The organism is Telluria antibiotica, from assembly GCF_011682055.1.
Classification (GTDB): Bacteria; Pseudomonadota; Gammaproteobacteria; order Burkholderiales; family Burkholderiaceae_D; genus Telluria; species Telluria antibiotica.
This window is the reverse complement of record NZ_JAAQOM010000001.1, coordinates 278,342-303,233: the sequence shown is the minus strand read 5'-3', so window position 1 is coordinate 303,233 and position 24,892 is coordinate 278,342. Positions and strand designations below refer to the sequence as shown.

Here is a 24,892-nt window from a genome sequence, read left to right as displayed (position 1 = left end):
CGGCAGAAAACTTTGTATGGATTCGTCAAGGAGATCGAGCAGCAATTGTTAGTCCTGTCGTTCGGTCTGCTTGCGCCGACGTCGTCGGTCTTCGGCGTGAAGTCCGCCGGGAAGGGCAATAACGTGCTCGGTGCCGAATGGCTCGTCGTCGCATTGGCGGGGCGAGCATCGTGGTGTACGCGCTCGGCGACGCGGATGCCGCCTGGAGCGTCGCGTATTTTTGCGACGCCTTCCTGCGCGGATGCGGCGGCCCGGCCATCATGGTCCTGGGCCCGATGGCGGTGACGCATGGCTACGGGCCGCTGCCGTATGTCGATCTCTACCTGTTCTGCGGCGCGACGGCGGGCACGGCGGCCCTGGTGGTGGGCGACACGGCCGCGCACGTCCAGCCGGCGTTCTACCTGTGCGTGTGGAGCGTCCTGTCGTGCTACCTTGCCTACATCGCCTGGCGCCTGGTGCGGGCGCGCGCGTTTCGCCATGTTCTCGGCGTCGGACTCGTCCTCGGCGCAGCGCAGGCAGGGGCCGTGATGTACGACTTCTACGCGTTGCCGGGCGACGAGGAACCAGACGGCGCACCTGACCGAGGCACTTGCCGTGTTCTGTCTCGAGGCCCGCGCACCGCTGCCCATACTGCGTGGACGGCGTCCTTCAACGCCGACATCGGCAAGTGCCGATCGCGTACTTCAAGACGATTGTTCGACCTGTTGGGCTGGCGCGCGCGCCGAGGGAGGGCGACAAAGCGCCCGGGCGGACTGATTACTGGTCCAGGCTGGCCAACGCCCAGGACTGCGTCCAGGTAAAAATCGCGTGCCGCTGCTCGTCGCTGAATTCGCCAGCGAGGATCTCGCTCAGGAAACGTGAGACGGACATGCGTACGCGTTGCGGAAGCAAAGCCGCCGTCGCGAGTGACGCCTCGACGTCCGGATGGACGCTCGACATCATGATCTGCACGACGAGCTCCGCATGTTCGGTCCAGCCGGCATCGTCGACATAGTGCATGAGCGTGGCGGCACTGTCGGGCATGTTCGTGGCGTTTGGCATAGGCAGTGCGTTCGGCAGGAGCGTTGAGGTCATCCAGCATACAGCAGGCAGGCAGCGGTGGCGTGAAATCCGGAATAAGCGGGGGTATCGGTGGTTCGCCTTGCAACGATACCGTGGCGCCAGCGGTACACCGATGCCTCCTTGGCTACGTGTCTGTTCAAGGGGAAATGTTTCCCGGGCTCGGAGCAGAGTCGCTACCTATCTGCCCGCGCGGCCGTTGCGACCGTGCGCCGCGAGAAACATGGCGACGGCCGACCGGCAATACGACTCGATGTCGTTGTCGTCGTTGGCTTTCGCCTCATCGAAGCGTGCGATATGCAGGAGATCGGATCCTTTGAAAAGCGCGGCGAACAAGCGGGCGGACCGGGGAACATCGGGCACGTCGAGAATCGCCTTCGCGTGCAACTGCCGCAACCGTGCCTCGATCTGGGCGATGACATGGGCGGGCCCGGCTTCGTAATGGAGCTTGCTTAACGATTTTTGATTCGTCTTGTCGGCCAAGACCATGGCTTCGACACTGCGCACGTCCGGCCTCAACAGCGTGCGCAGCAGGGATGATCCCATCGCCATCAGTTGACCTTCGGCCGAACCGTCGACGCCTTCAACAAGGGCCTGTGGTGCAAACGGATGGCAGTGGGCCGCCATGGACGCGCTGAACAGAGCTTCCTTGTTCTCGAAGTGCCGATAGATGCTCAGCTTGGATATCTTCGCCCGCTGGGCGACCTTGTCCATCGTCGTCCCTTGAAAGCCCAATTCCACGAAGAGTTCGCCGGCGGCGTCGACGATCGTTTGGCGAAGCGCCTCGTTGGCGGGCCGACCGCGCCGGCCATGGTTGTTTTCAGTCACGACAATTCCAGTACTTGACAGTATTTAAATTCGATCGTTATGATACTACGCAGTATCTTAAAGATGCAAGTCAGCCCCCTCCATCCACGACACGGAGCCCATCACCATGAATGACGTCATCATCATCGGCGGCAGCTTTGCCGGCCTCGCCGCCGCCCTGCAGCTCGGCCGCGCCCGTCGAAAGGTCATCGTTCTCGATACCGGCCGGCCGCGCAACCGCTTCGCCGGCCATTCGCATGGCCTGCTCGGCCACGATCACAAGCCGCCGCTGGACATCCTGGCCCAGGCGCGGCAGCAACTGGCGCGCTATCCAACGATCAGGCTGGTCAATGCCCGGGCCGAGAGCGTGTCCGGCGCAATCGACGATTTCTGCGTCGTCACCGACGATAACGAATCCCTGAGGGCACGCCGCCTGATCCTGAGCTATGGGGTCGCCGACCAGATGCCTGATGTGCCGGGCTTTGCCGAAAGCTGGGGCACGTCCATCGTGCCTTGTCCGTATTGCGACGGTTTTGAAGTCGCCGGCCAGCACTGGGGCCTCGTCTGGTCCGGCCCGCATTCGTACCAGTCCGCCAAGCTGTTCGGGGACTGGACCGACAAATTGACTGTCTTCGCCGATGGTCATGACATGCCGCCCGATATCCGGGCCGATCTGGCATTGCGTAACATACCGGTCGTCGACGGAAGGATCGTGGAGATCGCCCATCACGAGGGGCATATCGCCAGCGTCAATCTCGATACCGGCCGCAATATCGCGGTCGACATCCTGTTCGCTCATCCGCGCAACAAGCCGTCCGCAAGCCTGCATGAAGCGCTGGGTCTCGCCACGGTGGATACGCCCGTCGGCATCGCCCTCAAGGTCGACGAGCGCCGTCAGACGAGCATGCCCGGCATCTACGCGGCCGGTGACCTCGCCACGCCTCTCATGCCCTCGGTCACGCAGGCGTCGTCGCAAGGCGCGATGGCAGGTATCTTCGCCCAGCAATCGATGGTGGTCTGAGAGCATAGACTCCTCGCCGGTCTCCCGCAGTTGTATGATGAAACCCTTTCGATGAGTCCGATGCCATGGTATTTTCGATGGTTGGAACCCGGGCAGGCTGAAATCGACGTGTGAAGTCACCGGCGTCATGCCCCGCTGATCGTCGAATGGAAGTAAGGTTTCCTATTGAACTCCGCTCGAGTAGTTTCAGAAGGCTCGCCTCGGCGGGCTTTTTTGTGCACCATGATCGCGCGTGCCGGACCGTTTTAAAGCGTGGCCAAGGTCGAATCGCGATCGAGGACCGATTGTTATCGCGCCAACGGCAAGTATTGCCTGCACGATGGCGCCCAAGCGGTTATGCTGCGTCCTGCAAAATATCGAATTGTTGCATGGACCCACGATGAAGACGAGTCAAAGGAGTTTGCGCGCAGGTATGAAACCACATGCCGTCAGTCTTGCACTGGCCACGACGGTTGCGGCAGCGGGTGCGCCGGAAGTCGGTCACGCTCAAGACAGCGTGCCCGCCGTCATGGTCACTGCGCAGAGTCGCAGCCAGCAAATCCAGAACGTGCCGATCGCCATGCAGACATTGGCCGGCAACGCGCTCAAGGATGTCGGTGTCGCCAACCTGGCCGACATGGACGCGTTCGTCCCTGGCTTGACGGTCGATGCGCTGCAATCGACCCGTCCGCTCATCTTCCTGCGCGGCGTCGGCACCGAGGACTACGGTATCGGCACCGACTCGCCGGTCGGTATCTACACGGACTCCGTATACGTCGGCAAGACCGGCGGCGCGCTGCTGAACTTCATCGACGTCAAGCGGATCGAGGTGTTGAAGGGTCCGCAGGGTACGCTGTTCGGGCGCAATGCGGCAGCCGGCGTCATTTCGATCGTCACCAACGACCCGGTCGAGCGGTTCGAGGCCAGCGGGCTGGTCCGGGTCGGGAGTCGCGGGGCGGTCCATGCCGAAGCACTCTACAACACGCCATTGGCCGAGGGCCTGGCGCTGCGCATCGCGGCGATCGACCAGCGCGACAACGGCTGGGCCCGCAACACCTTCAACGGCCGGCGCGGGGGCGACGACGGTGTCAGCGGCTTGCGCGCCGCCCTGCGCTGGCGGCGCGACGACACCGACGCCGTTCTGGGCTGGCAGCACGAGGTGATGCGCGTGTCCGGCCCGCCCGTATATTCCCTCACGGGCGGGAAGGTCGACTTCACTGGACCTGCGACGTGGGTCGATCCGCGCACGCAGCCGCTGGCCAACGATGCCTTGCCCAATATGCAGTCGCGTACGTTCGACGGCCTCACGCTGCGCGTGACGACGCCGCTGCGCCATGCGACGCTGAGCAGCATCACTGCTTACCGCCACTTCAACACGCAGAACTGGCAGGACAACGACGGCTCGGCGAACCCGGCTGCCTATATCGGCATCGGCAACGTCGAATCGAATTCGACCTGGCAGCAGGAGTTCAAGTTGAGCGGGCAGACCGGCGCCCTCGACTGGGTGGGTGGTGTCAGCGCGTACCGCGAGCGCGCCATCCAGGCGGAGAACGTGAACTTGACGACCCGTTCGCTGGATACGCTGATTCGCCACGCTGCCGGCACGGCGCCGTACGCCACGCTGACGAGCCTCGCCCAGGGCATCGGCCAGGCCACCGGGAACGGAGCGCTGCAAGGACTGAGCCTCGCCGGCCTGCCGTGGCGCGAGAGTATCTACGACAGGGGCGCATACCGTGCTTATGCCGTATATGGCGACATGCTTTGGCATCTGGACCCCGTTACCAATCTCACGCTTGGCGGCCGCTACACGCACGACGACAAGACCTTCAGCTGGTACAACCCGCCGCGTATCGCCACCGAGCTCGACGCGCGTCTCGCCGTCCTGCGGCAAGCACAGCTGTTTCCGACCGCGGTCGCCCTGAAACTGCTGACCCCGCAACAGGCGGCAACGCTGCAGGCAGTCGTCGCGCGCAATGTCGAGTTCAGCAACGCCGTATCGAGCGCCGCGCCGTTCCCCGCATCGAGGAGCTGGAACAACTTCAGTCCGCGCCTCGTCCTGGACCGTCACCTGGCGCCGGACCACATGGTGTACGGCTCGTGGAGCAAGGGCTATCTGGCCGGCGGTTTCGATGCCCTCGGCGTCAATGGCTATTACGACCAGGAACTGGTGACGAATATCGAGGTCGGCATCAAGGGGCAGCTGCGTGCGCTGGGCGTGTCCTATGATGCGTCGATCTTCCATTATGACTACACGAATCTGCAAAGCCTCACCCTGGTGACGGCCAATGCCGGGGCCGGCGTGCCCAGCTACCAGGTCGTCAACAGCGACCAGCGCGCGACGGGGGCCGAGCTGAACGCGCAGTGGATCGTCAACCGGATCTGGCGCCTGAACGGCGCGCTGGCCTATCTCGACCAGACCTATGCGCACTACGTGTCGCCGACCGGTGTCGGGCTCGACGGCCAGCCGGTCGGGGCACCGCGCCTGAGCGCCACCGCGGGCGCCACCGCGCGCTGGCCGCTGTGGGCGGGCACGGCGGACTTCAACCTGATGGTCGGCTACATCGGCGCGCGGCGCTGCAATGCCGACACGACGGCGCAGGGCACGTGCAACCCCGACGGTCATGTCGATGCCGGGGCGGCTCGCGAGAAAGTCGACATGCGCCTCGGCTGGTCGGCGCCATCCGGCAAGTGGGGCGTGGGCGCGGTCGTGACGAACCTCACCAACAAGCAATACGTAACGGTCAGCACACTCGGTTCGGTCGTGGGCTCGCCTTACAGCTATGTGTCCAAGCCGCGCACGGTCGCGCTCGAACTGCGTGGGGCCTTGTGAGCGCTGTGCCGATGTGAGCAGGCCGCCAGCAGATCCGTCTTCAGATAAACATGCAGCACTTTTACAGGAAGGCGCTCGTCGTGTTCGTTTTCCTCCTGATTGCCGATGCGCTGGTCGCGTGCTACTGCGTCTATCGAAGCAATCCATCCCTGTCACTGATGCCGCCGGAACCAGGCGCGACACGGTGGCACGCAGCCGCCATCACGGACGTGTCATTCGGCGGCGCGTCGACGGTCCGCATCCTGGACACGACGCAACGGTCGCTCCGCTTCGACTTCAGGGTGTCCGGAATCATCCCGCATCCCTGGGCGTGGGCCGCATTGTTGATCGACGGCGCGGACGGGAAACCGGGCCTCGCGGACCTGTCGAAGTACTCGACCCTATCCTTTCTTGCGAAGTGCCGGCCCGCAAATTCGCTGATACTCAACGTCGTCACGCTTGACGCGAGCGTCACGAAACAGGGTGTCAAGCAGACCTGGCTGCCTGTCATGACGTATTTCTCCTGCAACGAGAGAGGCATGCCCGTGTCGCTGGACCTTACGCGCCTGGCCATTCCGGGGTGGTGGTACGAGGCCGAACATGTCGACATTGCGCGCAGGTCCTACAGGCTGGACCGTGTGGCGAAACTGGAATTCGGTGCCGGCCCGTTCAGCCTGCACGAGACGGATTCCCATGTCGAGATCAGCGATCTCACGCTGCACGGCCGCGACGATCGCTACCTCGTCGTGCTGGCGGTCGTGGTCGTGCTCGGCTGGTGCGTGTTCGGCGCCTGGTTCTTTCGCGCACAGTCGCGCGCACTCACCGCGACGGTGGACTCCCGGCTCAGGAAGGACCTGACTTTCGTCGCCTATCGGCACCTCACCGTCGAGCCGTTCGAGGACAAGGAAAAAGCGGCCATCCTGCGCTTCATCGCGTCACATTATGCCGATTCCGGACTGGACCTGGACGGTGTCGCCGCGGGCACGGGCGCGAACCGCGGCAAGATCAATGACGTGCTGAAAGGGGAACTCGGCATGACATTCAACAGCTACCTGAAAAAGCTGAGGCTGACCGAAGCGGCCAGGTTGCTGACCGCCGAAGCCGGTGCGACCGTGGCGGAAATCGCGCGTTCGGTCGGCTATGCCAACAGTGCGTATCTCAACAGGATATTCAAGGAAGAGTACGGTTGCTCGCCCAGGCAATTCAGAAACCTGGCTGCCCGGTCGGACATCCTTGGCGACCAGGACCCCGCGGGACGGTAGGCTTTCCCAACAGCTCATCGCGCCGTCCGCGCTTCTCCATGTGATTCTTTCCGTGCCTCGCAAGACGCCGCGGCACGCCTGATCACTTCAACAATCTGCGCACATTCCTAAGAATTTTTGCACAGACTGGAAATTTCCCCAATAAGCATTAGAGCGTCGCCGGATCGGCGCCTACGCTTGCGCAGGCATGAATCGCTTCGAACACTAAAAACAGCCCAGCTTGGAGGAGTTATCTTGAACAGGAAGTGCAATCTTCGTTTCGTCGTCTCGGCCCTGGCCGTCGCTTTCCTTGAAGCCTGCAGTGGCGGCAGCAAGGCGACCAACACCCCCGACATCCTGGCTGCCAGCAAGCCTTCGGCGGCCGCCCCCGTACTGTCCGTCCCGGCGACCCTGAACGTCCATGAAGGGCTGACGGCGACGTTCCTGATGCCGTCGGCGACCGTCGGGGCAGGGCGCAGCGCGAGCTGGTCCATTTCGGGCACCGATGCGGCCCGCTTCCAGATCGATCCCGCGACCGGCGCCCTGGCGTTCCGCCAGGCCCCCGACACGGCGAAGCCCGCCGACGCCGATGCCCACAACGACTACGACCTCGTCGTGCAGGTCAGCGATGGCCAACGCAGCACGCAGGCCCCGCTGAAGGTGCAGGTGCTGGCGTGGAACGACGGCGGTGCGGCCGGCCTGCCGCTGCCGCTCGCGGACCGCGAGGTGGCCCGTCCGTCCGGCACGACGGGACAGCCAGGGCTGCGCGTGCTCGACTGGGCCGGCTTCAAGGCCGCGATGTCCTACACGTTCGACGACTCGCAACCGTCGCAGATCGATCACTACCCGGAGCTGAAGGCCCAGCGCGTCCGCGTCACCTACTACATCAACCCCGCGGCCAACTGGTATCCCAACTTCGACGCGACCTGGAAGGATGCCGTCGCCCAGGGTTCGGAAATCGGTAACCACACCACGCACCATTGCAAGGCCGCGGAGCTGACCGACAACGATCCCGGCACGTGTCCGCAAGGCCTGGGCAGCGCCGGGGCCGAGTTCGACGACACCACCGACTACATCCGCACGAAGATCGGACAGTCCGGCGTCTGGACCACCGCCTACCCGTTCGGCGACATGGACTACAAACCAGCGGCCACGTCGCGCTTCATGGTCGCGCGCGGCGTGTGGCCGGGCATGGTCGCGCCCGGCACCGGTAGCGATCTGATGAACCTGCCGCTTGCACAGGTGCCGGGCGATGCCACGGCGGACGGCCATCCCGTGTCCGCGTTCAACACGGCCGTGGACACCGCCCTGGGCCAGGGCAAGTGGATGATCTACCTGTTCCACACGCTGGTACCCACCACGCAGAACTGGGGCGGCGCGGAGGGCATCGACGCGGTCACGGGCAATATGACTTACGCGAAATCGCTCGGCACGATGTGGATCGACAGCGTGGTCAACATCGGCGCCTACTGGCGCGGCCAGCAGCTTCTGCAGGCGGCAACGCCGACGACCGTCGGCGGCGTGACGACGTGGACCTGGACGCTGCCCCCGAACTTCCCGTCGGGCCGCAAGCTGCGTGTCGTGGTGAATGGCGGCACGCTGACGCAGAACGGCGCGCCGCTGAGCTGGAATTCGCGCGGTTACTACGAGGTGTCGCTGGATGTGCAATCGCTGACCTGGACGCAGTAATCCCTGTTCTTGCCGGCGGGGCTCGCCGCCGGCAAGAGCTGATATGATCCGGGCGGGCTATCGGAAAGGAACGAATCCGGCTGAGCGTTATGCAAGCATTCTTCAGGAAGGCGCTCGTCGCGCTGATCCTCCTTCTGGTCGTCGATGCGCTGGCCGCCGGTTTCTGCATCCATCAAAGCCATCCTTCCACGTCGCTCATTCCGCAGGGGCGAGGGTGGCCGCACTGGCGCCCGGTCACCACGACGGACGCCGCATTGGGCGGGACGTCGACCATTCGCATTCTCGAACCCGGCCAGCAATCGCTCCGCTTCGATTTCAGGCTCACGGGCGCCGCGAACTATCCTTACGTCGCGGCGGACATGCTGCTGGAAGACAGCCAGGGGAATGCCATGCCTGCGGACCTGTCGAGGTACACCACCGTGTCTTTCGTCGCCAAATGCGTGCCCGCGAACTCATTGCTGTTCGCCATGCCGCTATTCGACGCGCGCGTCGCCCAACCGGGCAAGTTCTGGACGTACCCGTCGCCCAGTACCTATTTCTCGTGCAGCGAACGGGGAACGCCGGTGTCGCTGGATCTGACCCGTCTCACCATTCCGCCATGGTGGTTCGGGACGTACAACGTCGATCCGGCGCGCCAGTCCTACACGCTGGACCAGGTTGCCAAATTCGTGTTCGGTATCAGCCACCGCAGCCCGCGCGACGTCGCGTCCCATGTCGAGATCAGCGAATTCACGTTGCACGGCCGCGATGATCGCTACCTCGTCGCACTGGCCATCGTCGTCGCCGCCGGCTGGGGCGCATTCGCTGTCTGGTTTTTACGGGCACACGCGCGCGCCCTGGCCGCGAGCCTGAATGCGCGGTTGAACAGCGACATGCCGTTCGTCGCCTACCGGGAACTGACGCTGGAACCGTTCAAGGACAAGGAAAAGGCTGCTATTCTGCAGTTCATCGGCATGCACTTCGCCGACCCTGAACTGAACATGGCCACCGTCTCCGCGCGGATCGGCGCGGACCGCAAGAAAATCAACGAGATCCTCAAAACGGAGCTCGGCCTGACCTTTACGGGCTACGTCAATGCATTGAGGCTGACGGAAGCTGCACGGCTGCTGAACGACCGGCACGGCACACCCATCGCAGACATTGCGTATTCCGTCGGTTTTGCCAGCATCTCGCATTTCAACAAGCTGTTCAAGGAAGAGTACGGGTGCACGCCCGGGGTGTTCCGGAGCGTTGCAACCCAACAGGCAGCCCCTCCCGAACCTGCGCCGCCGACCGGCACCGCCTGACGCGCTCGAGTCGGACGACGTTCGGGTGTATGCCAGCGCACAGAGCGCGTGCATCGTCGGCGTTATATTGCGATGCAACACAACTTCGCCGGGATCCTATGGCCAAACGCGCCCCGGGCGTCCGCCTCATGCGCACCCTGGCGCGCGCCGCGACAACGCAACAGGCGGCGCTCGTCAGGATGTTGGGCAGCCATGCTACGCCATCGAAAAAACGCAAGCGCAAGGCGGCGCCGCGCCCGCCTGCGGTCGTGGCGCCAACGGCATCCGACCAGCGCTCCGGTCCGCGCGCGCAGGGCCAGTGGCTGGCGGGACGGTATCCACTGCCATCGCGGCCGGGACAGGCCGTCGTGCAGCACATGTCGTACTGGCTGTACCTGCCGACGCCTCGTGCCGACGGCGCGGCACGGGACGGGTGGCCGCTGATCGTGATGCTGCATGGCTGCCAGCAGAGCGCGACGCAGTTCGCCGAGGGCACGCGCATGAACCGGCTCGCGGAAGAAAAAGGGTACGCCGTGCTGTATCCCCAGCAGCCGATGCGTGTGCAGGCGCAGCGCTGCTGGCGTTGGTACGAACGATCGATCCAGCAAGGCGGCGGGGAGACTGGTGCGCTGGCAGGGTTGATCGAGCGCGTGTGCGAGCAGCATCCGGTCGATCGACGCCGCATCTACGCGTGCGGCTTGTCCGCCGGCGCCGGCATGGCGGCCGTGCTCGCCGTGAATCGTCCGGACCTGATCGCGGCCGTCGGCATGCATTCCGGCCCCGTGTTCGGCGCCGGCCACACGCCGATGGGCGCGCTGCAGGTAATGCGCCACGGAGCGGCCGTGCAGTCGGAGGCGGCGATTGTCGCCGTATTGGCGCGCGGCGCGATGCCGTCGATGCCCGCCCTGCTGATCCAGGGCGATGACGATCGCGTCGTACATCCGATCAACCAGCACCAGTTGGCCCGTCAGTGGCTGCAACTGAATGGCTTGCCGCACGGTCCTGCAACGCGCGTCGCCATCAAGCCCGCAGGGCGGGGTGGAAGCCGGAACGCTCACGAGATCCACGACTACCTCGTAGGCCGCAAGGTCGTGCTGCGCGTCGTTCGTATTGCGGGTCTGGGCCATGCCTGGAGCGGTGGCGATCCGGCAATGCGGTTCAATGCGGAAGCGGGACCGGACGCGAGCCGCATGCTGCTGGAGTTCCTTGGCAAGCATCGGCGCGCCGTCAGATGACACGGGCCGAGGCCCGCCCGGCGGCTCAGGCCCGGCGTCGTACGCGCGCCGTCAGCATGCCCAGGCCACCCAACACCAGCGCGATCGATGCCGGCTCCGGTACGTCCGCAGCGAATTGCTGGGCCGAGTAGGTTGCGCCCACCTTGCCCAGATCCGCGTCGCTGATGCCGAACACGTAAAACTTGTTGTCGCCCGCGGTCGCGCGCACGAAGTCATTGTCGTTCGCGACGTACAGCGTGTGCATCAGCACGCCGTTGTCGACCACGTCCGCGCCGAACGCCAGCCCTTCGATCTTGGCCGGGATTTGCGCGGGCGCGATGCCGTTGGCGCCCAACACGGCCACCACATCGAGCACGAGGCTTTTCGCAACCGCCTTCGCCGACAGGTCGCCACTCAGCGCCGCGACGTCCTGTGCGCCATTCAGGTCGATCTTGAAGATCTGCTTGACCGACGCCTTGGTGCCATCCCCCAGGCCCTTGCCGTCGCGTTCGTCGACGAGGAACTGGTGGTCGTTCAGGGCGACGATCTCGCTCACGCCCGAACCGCTGGTCAGCATGTACGCGTATTCGTGCGTGGTGCCGGTTGCGATATCGACCGTCACGATGCGCAGGTTCTTGGCCGCGTCCTGTTCCAGGGGGGCCTGCATGATGCCGACGAGGGTCTTGCCGTCGGGCGTGATCGCCAACCCCTCCATGCCCTTGTTGGCGACGCGGCCGACGGCGTTGCCGCTGATTTCCGCATCGGCTTGTGCGCTCAGGTGAGTGACTGCAAGGTTGCCCGGCAAGGCATACGAGCGGACGCGCTGGCCGGTGGCGCGATCGATCTGGTAGACGTACGGGCCGTATTCGTCGGACACGAAGATCGACTTGCCGTCCTTCGACACGCGTACGCCTTCCGGGTCGAGACGCGCATTGTGCGGGTTGGTCGACGGCTGCGAGGGGTCGAAATTGTCCGAGCGCCCGGAGAAGTAATAATGGCTGGCGTCGTTGAGTGCCGGGGTGGCGCCGGCCGCGTAGGCGAGCCGCGTGGCGCTGTACATCAGCGTCGTGGCGGTCAGCGTCGGCGTCAACGTCCAGCCGCTGCCGCCGCTGTTCTTGACCAGGCCGAGTTGGAGCGTCTGAAAACGGGAGAGATAGGACGTCGTGTTATCGAGTGCCGCATTCCAGTTCGTCGCGTTCGGGCCCCGGTCCGGTGTCGCGATGAAGGTATTGCCACCCGCCCACGCGAGGCCGGAACCGATACCGCCCAGCAGGTTGCCGGCGGTCCCGTTTTCGAGTGATCCAGCCGTTGCGGCAGACAGGTCGCCACCGCTGCCGCTCAGTGTTCCGGCCGCCAGCAACACGGGCGCGGCGAGCGCGGGTTTCAGCCCGCACAGCGCCACGAGAAGGGCCATCGAAAGTGTCGATTTCTTCATTGTCTCCAGCTCCAGTTGATTGAAAATAATTCAACTTTAAAGCTGGATGGTTACCGGACGATTACTGTCGGATTACGCGGATTTTTTGTTCGCGCGCTTGGACGGCTTGTTCTTTTTTGGTTTCCGATCGTCCAGCGCGTTGCCCGTCTTGTCATCCGTCGCGAACGTCTGCGACTGGAAAGCGAAGAAGAACGCCTGGCGCTTGCCGTTCGGGTATTCGAAGACGAGGCCGCCGTCCTGGAACACACCGTTGTCCTTGCGATAGCCGGCGCCATTCCCCTGGTTCATGTGGATATCGTGGATGCCGTTGCCGGGCAAGAAGCGAAAGTAGCGGTCCTTTTTATCTTTCTCGGGCCCCCATTTGCTGCCGAACGCATAGACGACGCTGCCTTCCTGGCGGATCGCCGCGCCGACGGCCGCTTCGATCTTGTCCTTCAAGTCGTTATCGGCTCCCGCCTGATACGGGGGCACGGCGCGCATTGCCGTTGGCTTGATCCAGTCGCAACGGACGTAATCGAGCGCGAGCCCACCGGGTTTCGACGCCAACCGCGTGTAACCCGGTCCCAGTTCCTGCAGCGCGGCCACGTACGTGTCGGGAATCCTGTTCGACGTCATGAACAGTAAATCGGATGGCGCCTTGGGTGCCGACGATTTGACGTTGACCGCGATGCGAAACATGGTTCCGTCTGCGGAAACGAGGATCTGGTAATGGTCGTCGTCGGCATCGCGCAAATGACCGGCGATCGTGCCCTTCAGGACACCGTACTTCGAAACAGGCATGGATGGTTCCTTTCGATGGGGGCAAGCCGATGGCCGGAATGGCATGACGCTCGCCCATCCATCGAGAGTGCCAGAAATTCTCGTGGTTTCTACGTCCGACGAGCAGAAACGGACGAAAAGCGCCCGCTGAAACGCGGGCGCGGAGGAGGGGATGGTGCAGCGGCCCGGCTTACCAGACCGCCTTGCCGGCGCCGTCCTTGAGGTTGTTCTTCCAGGCGGTTTCGATCAGCTTGGCGACCGATTCCGGCATCGGCACGTAGTCCAGTTCGGTGGCTGCGGCGGCGCCGTTCTTGAACGCGTAGTTGAAGAAGTTCAGCACGTCCTTGCCCTTGGCGGCATCAAGCTGTTGCTTGTGCACGATGGCGTACGTCACACCGGTGATCGGCCATGCGGCCTTGCCCGGCTGGTCGGTCAGCACGACGCCGAAGCCCGGTGCCTTGGCCCAGTCGGCGTTGGCGGCGGCCGCCTTGAACGCGTCATCGTCCGGCTGCAGGAAGTTGCCGTCGTGGTTCTTCAGCTGGGTGTGCGCCAGCTTGTTCTTCTTCGAGTAGGCCCACTCGACATAGCCGATCGAACCCTTGATGCGCTGGACGTTGGCGGCGACGCCGTCATTGCCCTTGCCGCCCACGCCCACGACCCATTTCACGGCGGTGCCGGCACCGATCTTCGACTTGAAGTCGGCGTTGGTCTGCGACAGGAAACTGGTGAACAGGAACGACGTGCCCGAACCGTCGGCGCGGTGCACGACCGTGATGTCTTCGGCCGGCAGCTTGACACCCGGGTTAAGGGCGGCGATCTCTTTATCGTTCCACTTGGTGATCTTGCCCAGGTAGATGTCGGCCAGCACCGGACCCGTGAGCTTCAGCTGGCCCGGCGCCACGCCGTCCAGGTTGACGATGGCGACGACGCCGCCCATGATCGTCGGGAACTGCATCAGGCCCGCTTCGTTCAATTCTTCGACCGGCAGCGGCATGTCCGACGCGCCGAAGTCGACAGTCTTGGCCTTGATCTGCTTGATGCCGGCGCCCGAGCCGATCGACTGGTAGTTCAGGCCGTTGCCGCTGGTCTTCTTGTACATCTCCGCCCATTTCGAATAGATCGGGTAGGCAAAGGTCGAACCAGCACCGGTGATGTCGGCGGCCAGCGTCGCGGTGCTCGCGAACGCGGCGGTGGTGCCGATGATGATGGTTGCCAGCAGTTGCTTCATGCGCATATCAGCCTCTCAGCTATTAAGAAAGTGGACGCATTGTAAGCAAGATAAATAACATGTTCATGACATAACTATTGTTGTCAAAGGGATGTGATGCCGCCAGGGGACATCGGCGGCTGACCGATCCGGTCAGGCATGCTCGCTGGGATTCATGGCGGGCGTTCGGCATCGTCGCGCAACTGGCGGCTGATCAGTTCCAGTACCGTCACGAAGTCGTGGTCGAACTGGAAATGGACGAATCCCGACAGGTGCGACAGGCCGAAGCTGTCGAGAAAGAATCCGGTGGAAACGCTTTGCCCCTCGGATACGCGCCAGTACGAGTCCGCGACCTCTTCCAGGACCTGCAGAAGCGCGTCTTCGGTGATGGCGATGCTGCTTCCGTTGGCGGCATCGTCGCGCATTGCCTCGATCAGGGCGGCGCGCGGCACCATCGTCGGTTCGCCTCGCAGCGCGACCGGACTGGCCGTCAGCAGCGCTTGCAATACGCGGGTCGTGCGGCTGGGCAGGCGCGCGTCTTCGGCCAGCAATCGGAACGCGCGGGTGCGATACGTGTATTTCATTCCGCATCCTTTCACGAGGTGTTTCACCTGCAGCAGCCACCCGTTCGAGCGGCGCAGCAGGTGGACACCGCGTCGATGTATCGTAGTGCGGCTTCATGACGAACCCGTGACCTGTTCGCGGACGACGCGCAGGGGCTTGGCGTCGACAACCCGCGTCGGCACCGCCGTGCTGTTCCGGAAATAACTTATACTGAAGAGGCCTGCAATACCAAACCCGCAAGATTTGCAGACAACCTACGAAATCATCCACTTGGAATGAAGTCTTCATAAACTACTTTAAGTGCACTCGGGGCTCTGCTAGCATCCTTCGCTCGCATGGAGGACCGCATGGATGCACGAAAAGAGAACGATGTGAGGACCGACGTCATGACCGCCCGATCCGTCGAGGAAGGGTTGCAGCGTTGCCGTCGGGATGGCGTTCACCCCGCCTTGCTGTTCATGGAACAGGCGGGGGTGCCGCGGTCGGTGGCGCTCCGCGTCCTGTGCTCGCCGGCGTATTTCCGCAAGCAGGATGCCAGGCCATAGCGGCGGCACCGCCGTGACGCCGGCGCGGGCCGGCGTTCAGGCCTCCACGCCGCTCACGAACGCGTCGACCAACCGGTTGAATTCCGCCGCGTGCGTCACGTTCATGCCATGCGATGCGCCTGCGATCGTGCGCAGTTCGGCGCTCGGAATCCACGCCGCCAGGCGCTCCACGTTGGCGCGATACATCGCGGGGCTGTTCGCGCCCGAGATCAGCAGTGTCCTGCACGGGATGCCGGCCGCGCCGGCCTGCGTGTAGGCCGGCAGCGGATCGCGGAACTGTTTCGGCAGCGTGTCGGCATTGTCGATCGCCATCGCGCGGAACGCGGGCGGACTCTTGCGCCAGATGCCGGGCATGCTGACGGAGTCGACGAACATCTGCAGGCCCGCGTCGGTCGCGCCATCCTCGATGAGGTCGGCGACCTGCGCTCGCAACGCGATCGTCGCCGCCGGCAAGGCCGCCTCGTCCACGCCGTCGACCTGCAGCGGGCCGCCCGGGTCGGCCAGCGTCAGCGATTTCACCAGGTACGGGTATTCGCGCGCCAGCTGGAAGGCGACGCACCCGCCGCGCGAGTGGCCGACCAGATGCACGGGACCGATGCCCAGCGCCGTGATGAACTCGGCGAGTTCGGCCACGTGCGTGCTCCAGCCGAACGCACCCGGTATCGACATGTCGTCGGCCGGCCAGTAGTGGCTCAGGCTCACCGATACGCACAGGAAGCGCTGCGACAGGACTGTGACCTGGCTGTTCCAGTACCGGTAGTCGCACAGCGACCCGTGGACGAACACGAGCGGTTCGCCGGCGCCGTGCGTCACGTACGGCATGCGCACGCCGGAGGGCAGGGTGGCAAAGTACGTTTCCGGACGGGCGAGGGCGTGTTGGTCGGTGCGTGCGTTCATGTGTGGCCTCCTTTCCGATACTATGCACCACACCTGGCATCAAGAAAATCGCATAATATTGATCATATCAATCAGATTTTCTGAAGCTTATGAAAGCACTCGATCTCGACGTCCTGAACATGATCGTGGCCGTGGCCGATACCGGCAACATCAGCCGCGCGGCCGAAGTCGTCCACCGCTCGCAGTCGGCGGTGAGCATGCAGATCAAGACACTGGAGACGGCGCTCGGCAAACCGCTGTTCGTGCGCGGCGCCCGCAGCGTGACGCCGACGCAGGATGGCGAAGTCCTGCTGACGTACGCCCGGCGCATGCTCGCGCTGCGCGACGAAGCGTGGGCGGCGGTGGTGCGCCCGGACATCACGGGACGCGTCGTCATCGGCGTGCCCGACGACTACGCGTCGTCGCTGCTGCCGTCGATCCTCAAGAAGTTCTCGGCCACGTATCCCAAGGTCCAGATCCAGGTCGTGGGACTGCCCAGCGTGGCGCTCGCGCCGATGGTCAAGGACGGATCCGTCGACCTGGTCTGCGCGACGCGCGTGAAAGGCCTGTCGGGGGAGTTCATCCGCTTTGAACCGATGGTCTGGGCGGCGTCGCCCGGCGCACGGGGCATCTGGAGCGAGCGGCCGTTGCCGATCGCCGTGTTCCTGCCCGGCAGCGTCGCGCGCGAGAACGCGATCCGCAGCCTCGAACGGGCGAAGATTCCCTACCGGACGTCGTACGAGAGCCCGAGCCTGATGGGGCTCATCAGCATGGTCGAAGCCGGGCTTGCGGTGGCGCCGCTCGCGCGCTGCGCGGTGCCGGCGCACTTCTCCTTGCTCGGCCAGGCCCAGGGCTTGCCGGAAATCGATCCGTTGGAGGTGGTCCTCGCGCGCAGTACGAAATCGAAGCGGCCGCCGTGCGACTTCCTCGCCGAAAAGATCATGTCGGAGCTGCGGCGCTGACCTGGCTGGCGCAGCAGGGCGCCGTCAGATGCCCTGCAGGCTGAGCGCGCGCACGGCGGCGCGCAGTTGCGCGTGCAGGCGCGCCCGCTCGTCCGCGGAGAGGTCGGGGAACATCGCTTCCTCGACGTCGCGCACGACGCCGTCGCAACGCCGCAGGCACGCCGTGCCTTCTTCCGTCAGGCGGATGCGGATGATGCGGCCGTGGGACGGATCGGGACTGCGTTCGATCCATCCCTTCGCTTCCATCGCCTTCACCATTTCGTTGGCCGATTGCGGCGACATCATCGTGCGTTCCGCCAGCTGGGCATTCGAGATCGTGCCCAGCGCGCGGAACACGGACAGCGCCGTGTAGTGCGAGACGTTCATGCCCAGCGGCGCCAGGACCGGCCCGCGGTGCGCTGCCGCGCCGTCCACCTCGGCCATCCGGAGATCCGCGCCTGGCGCGAGGGCGACGTCTGGCACGTCGACGCCGTCACTCCGCTGGCACCGCTGCCGCTGCGCTGGACCGGCCCGCTCGGGCGCGGCGCTGCCGCGCATCCCGGGCGCACGCCCGTCGCGCGTCGCGGCCCGGATGGCGCCTGGATCCGCATCGGCCAGGCGTTGCGCGACCGCGGCCTGTCTGCCGAGCGGTCGCTGGCGATCCTGTCCGGGAACGACCGGGAACGCTTCCAGCTCGCGCTGGGCGCCGCCTACGCCGGGATTCCCTATGCGCCGATCTCGCCCGCGTACTCGCTCGTCGCCACCGACTACGGCAAGCTGCGCGACCTCATCGTGCAGTTGACGCCGGGCGCCGTGTACGCGGCGGACGGCGCCCTGTCCGCACTGGCGCTCGACGCCGCGCTGCCCGCGGATGCGGAGCTGATCCTGGGCGCGGGCGTCCACGCGGGCCGCCGGTGACCCGCTTCGGCGACCTGCTCGACACGACCGTCACCGACGTGGATGCGGCCAGCGAGGCCGTCCACGCGGACACGATCCTGAAATTCCTGTTCACGTCGGGCTCGACGAAACAACCGAAGGCGGTGGTCACGACGCACGGCATGCTGGCCCATCACCAGCAGATGCTGTTGCATGCGTTTCCGTTCCTTGGCGAGGCGCCGCCGGTGGAGTTCGCGCGCACGCTGGACAACCTGCGCGAGATCGCGCCCACCGTCTACTTCAACGTGCCGAAGGGTGTCGAGATGCTGACGGAAGCGCTCGAGCGCGACGCCGCGCTGCGCGCCACGTTCTTCTCGCGCGTAAAGCTGTTCCTGTGCGCGGGCGCCGGTTGCCGCAGGTCGCGTGGGACCGGCTCGATGATCCAATGCCCTGTTTCAACAGGGCTTTCTGCATTCACTGTCCGCTTCCCGACCGCCGGAATTCGCTCACGCTAATCGCTCGAAAAACATGTCGGCGATTCGCGAAAAATGTAAAACACGGCCGCGGGCGCGGCCATTATTGTTTCAATCTTCACCAAGAGCGCTTGATCAAACGAGGAGAAGACATGAGACATAGTTGGGCCATATTACTTTTCACGACGCTCGTTGCTTGCGGAGGCGGGACAGGCGCCACCGGCACGTCGGCATCTGCACCCGTGCAGGCATCGCCACCGCCGCCTCCCGTCGCCGCGCCGGCGACGAGCACCGCGGGCTGCGGCAGCGGTTCCAAGCTCACGACCGGCATGCATACGCTCACCAGCGACGGTATCCAGCGCGGCTACTGGATCGAGATGCCGGCCTCGTACGATCGCAACAAGATCTATCCAGTGATCATCGGGTTGCACTGGCGTGATGGCAGCGCCGCCGATGTCTACGGTTGGAGCGGCTTTTTCGGGCTGAAGAATTTATACGGCGACAATGCGATCTTCATCGCCCCGGAGGGCCTGGACAAGGGGTGGGCCAACACGGGCGACCGCGACATTCGCTTCATGCGCGCCATGATCAGCGAGGTCCAGCAGGGCGCATGCACCGACCCGCAGCGTGTGTTCGCGACCGGCTTCAGCTTTGGCGGCATGATGTCCAACGCCATCGGCTGCCAGATGGGCGACGTGGTGCGAGCGATCGTACCCATGGCCGGTTCGCTGTGGAGCGGCTGTGCCAATTCGTCTTACAAGGTGGCGGCCATGTTCATCCACGCCAAGGACGATAACACCGTGCCGTACTCGGCGGGGATGGAGGCGCGCGATGTTTTCCTGAAGCGCAATAGCTGCAGTGCCATCACGGTGCCCGTGGGGAGTAACGGCTGCGTCGAGTACCAGGGTTGCGACAGCGGCAAGCCCGTGCTGTGGTGCGGCACCGAGACGGGCGGCCACTGGTACCCGAATTTTTCGGCGCAGGAGTCCAAGGCCTTCTTCGATCGGTTCAAGTAGTTCCCCACGAAGGCTGTGTTCGCGGTAATTAAGTGAACTGACACTGTTGCAGCGGTCATACGCATCGTCGAGCTAACTCATGAGAAGCGACGATGCGTGCCGCGCCCTCTCGATCCCTACTGCACCCTGTCGGAAATTTTTACGGAACAACCCGTAGCGAAAATGTTGCCTCGGGTAAGCTCTTGATTATTTTGGGAAATGTTTTTCTGGCATAGATATTGCCTATACTCAATTACTATTACCAAAACCACAGGGCTTACCATGAAAAAACTTATCGCACTGTTCATCGTCTCGGCGTTTGCCCAGGCTGACGCTGCTCCGCTTCTCACGAACGTTGGTCTGAGCACTGCCGTGACCTTCGACGAAGTCGCCACCGGTGCGGGCAACGTGGTGACGAACCAGTTCGCCGCGCAGGGTGTGACTTTCTCGACCAATGGTTCCGGTAACTGGTACGCGTCGGGCAATCCTGGCGGCTACTCTGGCATTGCCAATTTTTCAGGAACGTATCTCGATTCCTTTAGCGGCGGTCCGGCTGCCAGCGAATACAGAATTCAGTTCGGGTCGGCAGTCAGCGCCGCGGGCGCATGGTTCGAATTCAACACGTCGTCGCCCGCTGCCACGTTTTCGAGCTATCTTGGCAACGTGATGCAAGAGTCCTACACGTATAACAATGGCAGCTGCTGCGATTCGGCCCAGTTCGTCGGCTTCACCGGCAACTTTGACGAAATCCGCTTCAACGGCATCACCGGTCGGGACTTCATCATGGACAGCCTCGACTACACCCCGGCCAATCGTGTCCCGGAACCGGGTACGCTCGCGCTGCTGGGAGCTGGCCTCCTCGGTACTGTACTGCGCCGTCGCGCAAAAAACGCATAAGCGCGCAGGATTCGACGCCGGCGACAGATTGACCCGTCCACCGACGTCCGACTGTCCTCACTCGGAACAGCAGTGCAGCAGTGCGAGCAAGGCCTTGCTCGGCATGCCGCAAAAAGATAAAAAGCCGTTGACGATACCGATTCGATCGTCAACGGCTTTTTTGCAGGCGCGCGGCGCGCCGTCAGCCTTCCATCTGCTCCAGTTCCTTGCCGCGCGTTTCATGCACGCAGCGCAGCACGAAGAAGATCGAGATCACCGCGGCCACCGTGTACAGGCCGTAAGCGCCGGCCAGGCCGATGCTGGTGAGCAGCATCGGGAACGTCACCGTGATCATGAAGTTGGACGTCCACTGGGCCGCACCGGCGACGGCCAGCGCGGAACCGCGGATCTGGTTGGGGAACATCTCGCCCAGCATGACCCACATCACCGGGCCCCAGGAAATGTTGAAGAAGATGACGTAGACATTCGCCGCGACCAGCGCCACGACGCCCATCGTGCCGGACAGTGCCAGCTTGCCGTTGGCGTCCAGCGAGGCGCTGGCGAAGGCGAACGTCACGAGGCCCAGTGTCACCGCCATGCCGGCCGAGCCGATCCACAGCAGGGGCTTGCGGCCGATGCGGTCGATCAGGAATACCGTGACGATGCAGGCACCGATGCTCAGGCCGCCCGACAGCACGTTGATCAGCAGCGCATCGCTCTCGGAAAAGCCCACGGCCTGCCACAGCACCGCGCCGTAGTAGAACACCACGTTGATGCCGACCAGCTGCTGGAACGTCGCCAGGCCGATGCCGACCCACACGATCGGGCGCAGCTTGCCGGTCGCCTTGTTGATCAGGTCCGACAGGCGCGGACGGTGGTGGTCTTCCGCCAGCGACACGTCGATCGTGTCGAACTTGGTGCGGGCCGAAGCGGCGCCGTACAGGCGTTGCAGCACGGCCAGCGCCTCGTCCTTGCGCTTCTTCGCGACAAGGAAGCGCGGGCTTTCCGGGATCGTCAGCAGCAGTGCCAGGAACAGCACGGACGGAATCGCCATCATCCAGAACATCCAGCGCCATGCCTCTTGTCCCAGCCACAGTACGCCGGTCGACGCGCCCGCCGCGTGCGCCAGGAAATAGTTGCTCAGGAAAGCGCAGAACAGGCCGCTGATGATGGCGATCTGCTGCACCGTCGCCAGCCGGCCCCGGTAGCGGGCCGAGGCCACTTCGGCGATGTACGCCGGCGACATCACGCTCGCGGCGCCGACAGCAAAGCCGCCCAGCACGCGGGCGGCGACGAAGACCACCGACGTGGTCGCAAAGCCGGCACCCAGCGCCGACGTGAGGAACATCAGCGACGAGATGAGCAGCACGGTGCGGCGGCCCCACAGGTCGCCCAGGCGGCCGGCGCAGAACGCGCCGAGCGCGCAGCCCAGCAGCATCGATGCCACTTCAAAGCCGAGCTCGGCGTCGGTCGAATGGAACGCCTGCTTCAGGCCGTCGACGGTGCCGTTGATGACGCCGCTGTCAAAGCCGAACAGGAAGCCGCCGATGGTGGCGACGCAGCTGATCAGAATGATGAGGCCGGTGTTTTCCGCCTCTTGTATGGGTTTGGTGCTCTCTAGAGCGACGCCGTTCATAAAAGTCTCCTTGGTTTGTTATTACATCTGCTGCGAGCGCGGGTTCAGTGAATGTGGCGCAGTCGATCACCCCTCGGCCGTTGTTGTCCTGCGGCTGGAACGTGGCGGTGACGGGGCGCACCGGCATCCAGTGATAGGCTATAACATCTTATACCATCAAACAAATAGCGCTAACATACTCGTTGAGTCTGGCGGATTTCCGTCCGTGTGTCAATGCATTGCGATGGGGGCATAGGTGAGGTAACAGGCGTCCACGGCATTTTGCTGCCCAGGGGGCACGAGTCGCTCAAGCCGGGTGGCGAGGACGAACAGCAAGGCAGGTGGTTTCGGCACGATGAGCCGTCGGTCCTGTCTTACATCGGTGAGCTGCAACCGGCCGTCGTCGGAAGGATCGAGGCGATGACGCGCCACTATCGCATCGACTTCAGGAAGACGACAAACAGCGCTTATTGGATGAACCACTGCGCAGCTTGCGGCATGAAACAGGGTGATTTTGGACTGTATTGCGAGCCAGGCGGGCCGTTCTCCCCGCTGGACGGGTGGGCAGCATCTCGCGTCGTGCTGCACATGTTTCCCGAACCGTTCAATGCGCGCGCCAACACTGCGTACGGAGATTTCTTTTTCGAGAATATGCGGCGCGCCTGACATTTGCAGGGCCCGACTGCATGTCCGTTCGTCACGCCACCGGAGCGCCCATCTCCATCGGCAACCACAACGTAAACACCGTCCCCTGCGGTCCGGACTGCCACTGCACCTTGCCACCCAGCGCCGCCGCCCGCCGCCGCTGGTTCTGCAATCCGCGTCCGGCACGTTGGGCAAGCACCACGTCGGGATCGAAGCCCTGGCCGTTGTCGCCGATGCGGATGCACACACCGTCGTCGACGACCGCCGTGCTCACATGAATCTCGGTCGCATGCGTATGGCGCAGAATGTTGGCGATACTCTCCTGCACGATGCGCAGGATGTGCAGCGCGCTCGACGGGTTCAGCCAGGCCAAGGTCGGCATCTCGCGCACTTCCCAGTTCAGGTTCACACCGGTACCTTCCAGCCGCGGCTCCAGGCGGAACCGCAGGGTGGCCAGCAGCAGCAGGAGGTCGGCGTCCACGGGCTCCATCGAATCGATCGTCAGCTTCAGGTCGTCCAGGCAATCCTTCAGGATCTGCGACACGCGCGCGTCGCTCAGGTCGCCGCGCTCCACCGAGCGGATGGCGCTGATCAACGACGAACCGAGACCATCGTGCATGTCCTGCATCAGGCGCTGGCGTTCGTCGCTGATGGTCTGGCGCAGTTCGATGTCGCGCAGCCGGCGGTGGCTCGCTTCCAGTTCCGCCTCGCGCGCCTTCAGGCGCTCGGCCAGGCTGGCGTTCACGCGTTCCACTTCCGCGATGGCGGCCACGTAGCGGCGGTACATCAGCGCGCCGAACACGATGAAGCACAGGGCGGGCGTGTAGGCGCCGAAATACCAGCCTTCCGGACTGATCACGTTGTTCTGCAACATCCAGTCCGTCATGCCCAGCGCCGTGCAGCCGAACACGCCGCACACCACCATGCGGCCTTCGCCGGAATGGCGCCATGCGTACACGCCCGACACCACGCAGGCGACGAGGCTCATGACGGCCGCCACCAGATAGATCAGCGGCGTCACGGTCGGCATATTGGGCAGCACGGCCAGCACGGGCAAGGTCAGCACGCCGACCAGCGACGTGATCGTCACCATGGCGCGGGTCAGCCACGTCAACGGCTGGCCGTGCAGCTGGCGCAGGAAAAAGTGCACCGACAGCACGAGCCAGAACAGGGAATTGACGGTCAGCCAGGCGAACCAGTCGTTCTCGATCGGCAGGCCGACGTAGAAATGCAGGCCGCGCATGAAGGCGCTGGCGGACAGGTTGAAGAACAGCAGGTACGCCATGTCGTGCGGCCGCCGGAACCACACGAACAGCGCGAACACGCCGACGGCCAGGAACGCTGCGCTCAGCAGGGCGGGCAATTCCTGCTGCAGCCATTGGCGCACCTGGTAGCCGGCGTGCAGCGCATCCGCGGGGCCGAGCCACAGCGACGACAAGGCCACCTGCGATTGCGGCGTGTGTTCGAGCCGCAGCAGGATCTCCCGCACCGGCGCCTGCCCGGGACCTTGCTCGACCAGCAGCCAGAGCGGCGTGCGCGTGCTGTTGTACAGCGGGCCGTGCTGCTGCGCGCGGTAGGCCAGGCGTCCGTCGATGTAGACCGCGACCGTGCCGTCCGTCTTGATGCGGGCGCCGTACAGGGCCAGCGTCTCCGCGCGCAGCGACTGCGGGGCGACGTCCACCTTGATCCACGTGATGCGCGCCCCGTTTTCGTAGTCGGCGCGCGTGCCCGATTCCGCCTGGCGCAGCAGGGCGATGGTGGGCCGGAACGGCAGCGCGGTGGCACGCCAGGCGCCCGGCAGGCTGCGGCTGTCCAGCGTGGCCGGCGGCGCCGTGTCGCGCGCAACCTGCTGCTGCAGCCACTGCGCCCGCATCAGGTGCAGGCCGGCCGTTTCGCCGTGGCCCTTGTCCACGCTGAGGATGGCGCCGGCCAGCAACACGGCGCAGGAAAAGAACAGCAGGATGCCGCCGATCAGGCGCTGGGAACGGACGTTCATGGATC

Annotated in this window: 24 protein-coding genes; 14 read left to right on the top strand and 10 right to left on the bottom strand. The window is 64.3% G+C overall.

Annotation, left to right across the window (positions count from 1 at the left end; translation table 11 throughout):
• Positions 1–137 precede the first annotated feature (137 nt).
• A complete protein-coding gene (locus HAV22_RS01205) occupies positions 138–800 on the top strand; it encodes a hypothetical protein (RefSeq protein ID WP_166855665.1) in 663 nt (220 codons plus the stop codon).
• Here HAV22_RS01205 and HAV22_RS01200 read toward each other — a convergent pair.
• Positions 757–1,023: a hypothetical protein gene (locus HAV22_RS01200; RefSeq protein WP_166855663.1), complete on the bottom strand. Its 267-nt coding sequence runs from the start codon at positions 1,021–1,023 to the stop codon at positions 757–759. The genes HAV22_RS01205 and HAV22_RS01200 overlap by 44 nt on opposite strands.
• Positions 1,024–1,239: 216 nt before the next feature.
• The gene (locus HAV22_RS01195; RefSeq protein WP_166855661.1) at positions 1,240–1,887 is read right to left on the bottom strand and encodes a TetR/AcrR family transcriptional regulator; all 648 of its coding nucleotides are present in this window, start codon (positions 1,885–1,887) and stop codon (positions 1,240–1,242) included.
• 106 nt (positions 1,888–1,993) lie between these two features.
• Between HAV22_RS01195 and HAV22_RS01190 the strand changes: the two genes are divergently transcribed.
• From HAV22_RS01190 to HAV22_RS01165, 6 genes are all read left to right on the top strand, one after another.
• A complete protein-coding gene (locus tag HAV22_RS01190; RefSeq protein WP_166855659.1) occupies positions 1,994–2,887 on the top strand; it encodes an NAD(P)/FAD-dependent oxidoreductase in 894 nt (297 codons plus the stop codon).
• A 412-nt stretch (positions 2,888–3,299) separates the two neighbouring features.
• On the top strand, positions 3,300–5,696 hold the full coding sequence (locus tag HAV22_RS01185) for a TonB-dependent receptor (RefSeq protein ID WP_166855656.1): 2,397 nt from the start codon (positions 3,300–3,302) through the stop codon (positions 5,694–5,696).
• A 50-nt stretch (positions 5,697–5,746) separates the two neighbouring features.
• Positions 5,747–6,937 carry a helix-turn-helix domain-containing protein gene (locus HAV22_RS01180; RefSeq protein ID WP_166855655.1) on the top strand — a complete coding sequence of 397 codons (1,191 nt, stop codon included), beginning with the start codon at positions 5,747–5,749 and terminating at the stop codon, positions 6,935–6,937.
• Between the two features lie 234 nt (positions 6,938–7,171).
• Entirely contained in the window at positions 7,172–8,605 is a 1,434-nt protein-coding gene (locus HAV22_RS01175; RefSeq protein ID WP_166855653.1) for a polysaccharide deacetylase family protein, read from the top strand.
• 89 nt (positions 8,606–8,694) lie between these two features.
• On the top strand, positions 8,695–9,891 hold the full coding sequence (locus tag HAV22_RS01170) for an AraC family transcriptional regulator (protein ID WP_166855651.1): 1,197 nt from the start codon (positions 8,695–8,697) through the stop codon (positions 9,889–9,891).
• A gap of 98 nt (positions 9,892–9,989) precedes the next feature.
• Complete coding sequence (locus HAV22_RS01165) at positions 9,990–11,105, top strand: extracellular catalytic domain type 1 short-chain-length polyhydroxyalkanoate depolymerase (RefSeq protein ID WP_166855649.1); 1,116 nt, start codon at positions 9,990–9,992, stop codon at positions 11,103–11,105.
• A 25-nt stretch (positions 11,106–11,130) separates the two neighbouring features.
• On the opposite strand, the gene HAV22_RS01160 is transcribed toward HAV22_RS01165, so the two are convergent.
• From HAV22_RS01160 to HAV22_RS01145, 4 genes are all read right to left on the bottom strand, one after another.
• Entirely contained in the window at positions 11,131–12,519 is a 1,389-nt protein-coding gene (locus HAV22_RS01160) for an esterase-like activity of phytase family protein (RefSeq protein ID WP_166855647.1), read from the bottom strand.
• A 72-nt stretch (positions 12,520–12,591) separates the two neighbouring features.
• Positions 12,592–13,299 (bottom strand): YukJ family protein, encoded by a 708-nt coding sequence (locus HAV22_RS01155; RefSeq protein ID WP_166855645.1) that lies wholly within the window; start codon positions 13,297–13,299, stop codon positions 12,592–12,594.
• Positions 13,300–13,468: 169 nt separating this feature from the next.
• Entirely contained in the window at positions 13,469–14,512 is a 1,044-nt protein-coding gene (gene pstS, locus HAV22_RS01150) for a phosphate ABC transporter substrate-binding protein PstS (RefSeq protein WP_166855643.1), read from the bottom strand.
• 146 nt (positions 14,513–14,658) lie between these two features.
• Positions 14,659–15,069 carry a hypothetical protein gene (locus HAV22_RS01145; protein WP_166855641.1) on the bottom strand — a complete coding sequence of 137 codons (411 nt, stop codon included), beginning with the start codon at positions 15,067–15,069 and terminating at the stop codon, positions 14,659–14,661.
• 327 nt (positions 15,070–15,396) lie between these two features.
• On the opposite strand from HAV22_RS01145, the gene HAV22_RS01140 reads away from it, so the two are divergent.
• Positions 15,397–15,594 carry a hypothetical protein gene (locus HAV22_RS01140; RefSeq protein WP_166855639.1) on the top strand — a complete coding sequence of 66 codons (198 nt, stop codon included), beginning with the start codon at positions 15,397–15,399 and terminating at the stop codon, positions 15,592–15,594.
• A 36-nt stretch (positions 15,595–15,630) separates the two neighbouring features.
• Here HAV22_RS01140 and HAV22_RS01135 read toward each other — a convergent pair whose 3' ends face one another.
• The gene (locus tag HAV22_RS01135; protein ID WP_166855637.1) at positions 15,631–16,491 is read right to left on the bottom strand and encodes an alpha/beta fold hydrolase; all 861 of its coding nucleotides are present in this window, start codon (positions 16,489–16,491) and stop codon (positions 15,631–15,633) included.
• Between the two features lie 89 nt (positions 16,492–16,580).
• Here HAV22_RS01135 and HAV22_RS01130 point away from each other — a divergent pair, with 89 nt between their 5' ends.
• Entirely contained in the window at positions 16,581–17,432 is an 852-nt protein-coding gene (locus HAV22_RS01130) for a LysR substrate-binding domain-containing protein (RefSeq protein ID WP_208296003.1), read from the top strand.
• Positions 17,433–17,456: 24 nt separating this feature from the next.
• Here the strand turns inward: HAV22_RS01130 and HAV22_RS01125 are convergent, their stop codons facing one another.
• Positions 17,457–17,798 carry a MarR family winged helix-turn-helix transcriptional regulator gene (locus tag HAV22_RS01125; protein WP_229421001.1) on the bottom strand — a complete coding sequence of 114 codons (342 nt, stop codon included), beginning with the start codon at positions 17,796–17,798 and terminating at the stop codon, positions 17,457–17,459.
• Between HAV22_RS01125 and HAV22_RS30995 the strand changes: the two genes are divergently transcribed.
• The 4 genes from HAV22_RS30995 to HAV22_RS01105 all read left to right on the top strand — a co-directional run bounded on the left by HAV22_RS30995 (position 17,784) and on the right by HAV22_RS01105 (position 20,652).
• Entirely contained in the window at positions 17,784–18,329 is a 546-nt protein-coding gene (locus HAV22_RS30995) for a hypothetical protein (protein ID WP_229421000.1), read from the top strand. The genes HAV22_RS01125 and HAV22_RS30995 overlap by 15 nt on opposite strands.
• Positions 18,326–18,802 carry a hypothetical protein gene (locus HAV22_RS01115; RefSeq protein ID WP_166855631.1) on the top strand — a complete coding sequence of 159 codons (477 nt, stop codon included), beginning with the start codon at positions 18,326–18,328 and terminating at the stop codon, positions 18,800–18,802. Before HAV22_RS30995 ends, HAV22_RS01115 begins: the two co-directional genes overlap by 4 nt.
• Before the next feature lie 287 nt (positions 18,803–19,089).
• Positions 19,090–19,776, top strand: a complete 687-nt coding sequence (locus HAV22_RS01110) for a CE1 family esterase (protein ID WP_208296002.1) — start codon at positions 19,090–19,092, stop codon at positions 19,774–19,776.
• A gap of 261 nt (positions 19,777–20,037) precedes the next feature.
• A complete protein-coding gene (locus tag HAV22_RS01105; RefSeq protein WP_166855628.1) occupies positions 20,038–20,652 on the top strand; it encodes a PEP-CTERM sorting domain-containing protein in 615 nt (204 codons plus the stop codon).
• A gap of 181 nt (positions 20,653–20,833) precedes the next feature.
• On the opposite strand, the gene HAV22_RS01100 is transcribed toward HAV22_RS01105, so the two are convergent.
• Positions 20,834–22,267, bottom strand: a complete 1,434-nt coding sequence (locus HAV22_RS01100) for a sugar porter family MFS transporter (protein ID WP_166855626.1) — start codon at positions 22,265–22,267, stop codon at positions 20,834–20,836.
• A 399-nt stretch (positions 22,268–22,666) separates the two neighbouring features.
• Between HAV22_RS01100 and HAV22_RS01095 the strand changes: the two genes are divergently transcribed.
• A complete protein-coding gene (locus HAV22_RS01095) occupies positions 22,667–22,912 on the top strand; it encodes a hypothetical protein (RefSeq protein ID WP_166855624.1) in 246 nt (81 codons plus the stop codon).
• A 31-nt stretch (positions 22,913–22,943) separates the two neighbouring features.
• On the opposite strand, the gene HAV22_RS01090 is transcribed toward HAV22_RS01095, so the two are convergent.
• Positions 22,944–24,887: a sensor histidine kinase gene (locus HAV22_RS01090; RefSeq protein ID WP_166855622.1), complete on the bottom strand. Its 1,944-nt coding sequence runs from the start codon at positions 24,885–24,887 to the stop codon at positions 22,944–22,946.
• Positions 24,888–24,892 lie beyond the last annotated feature (5 nt).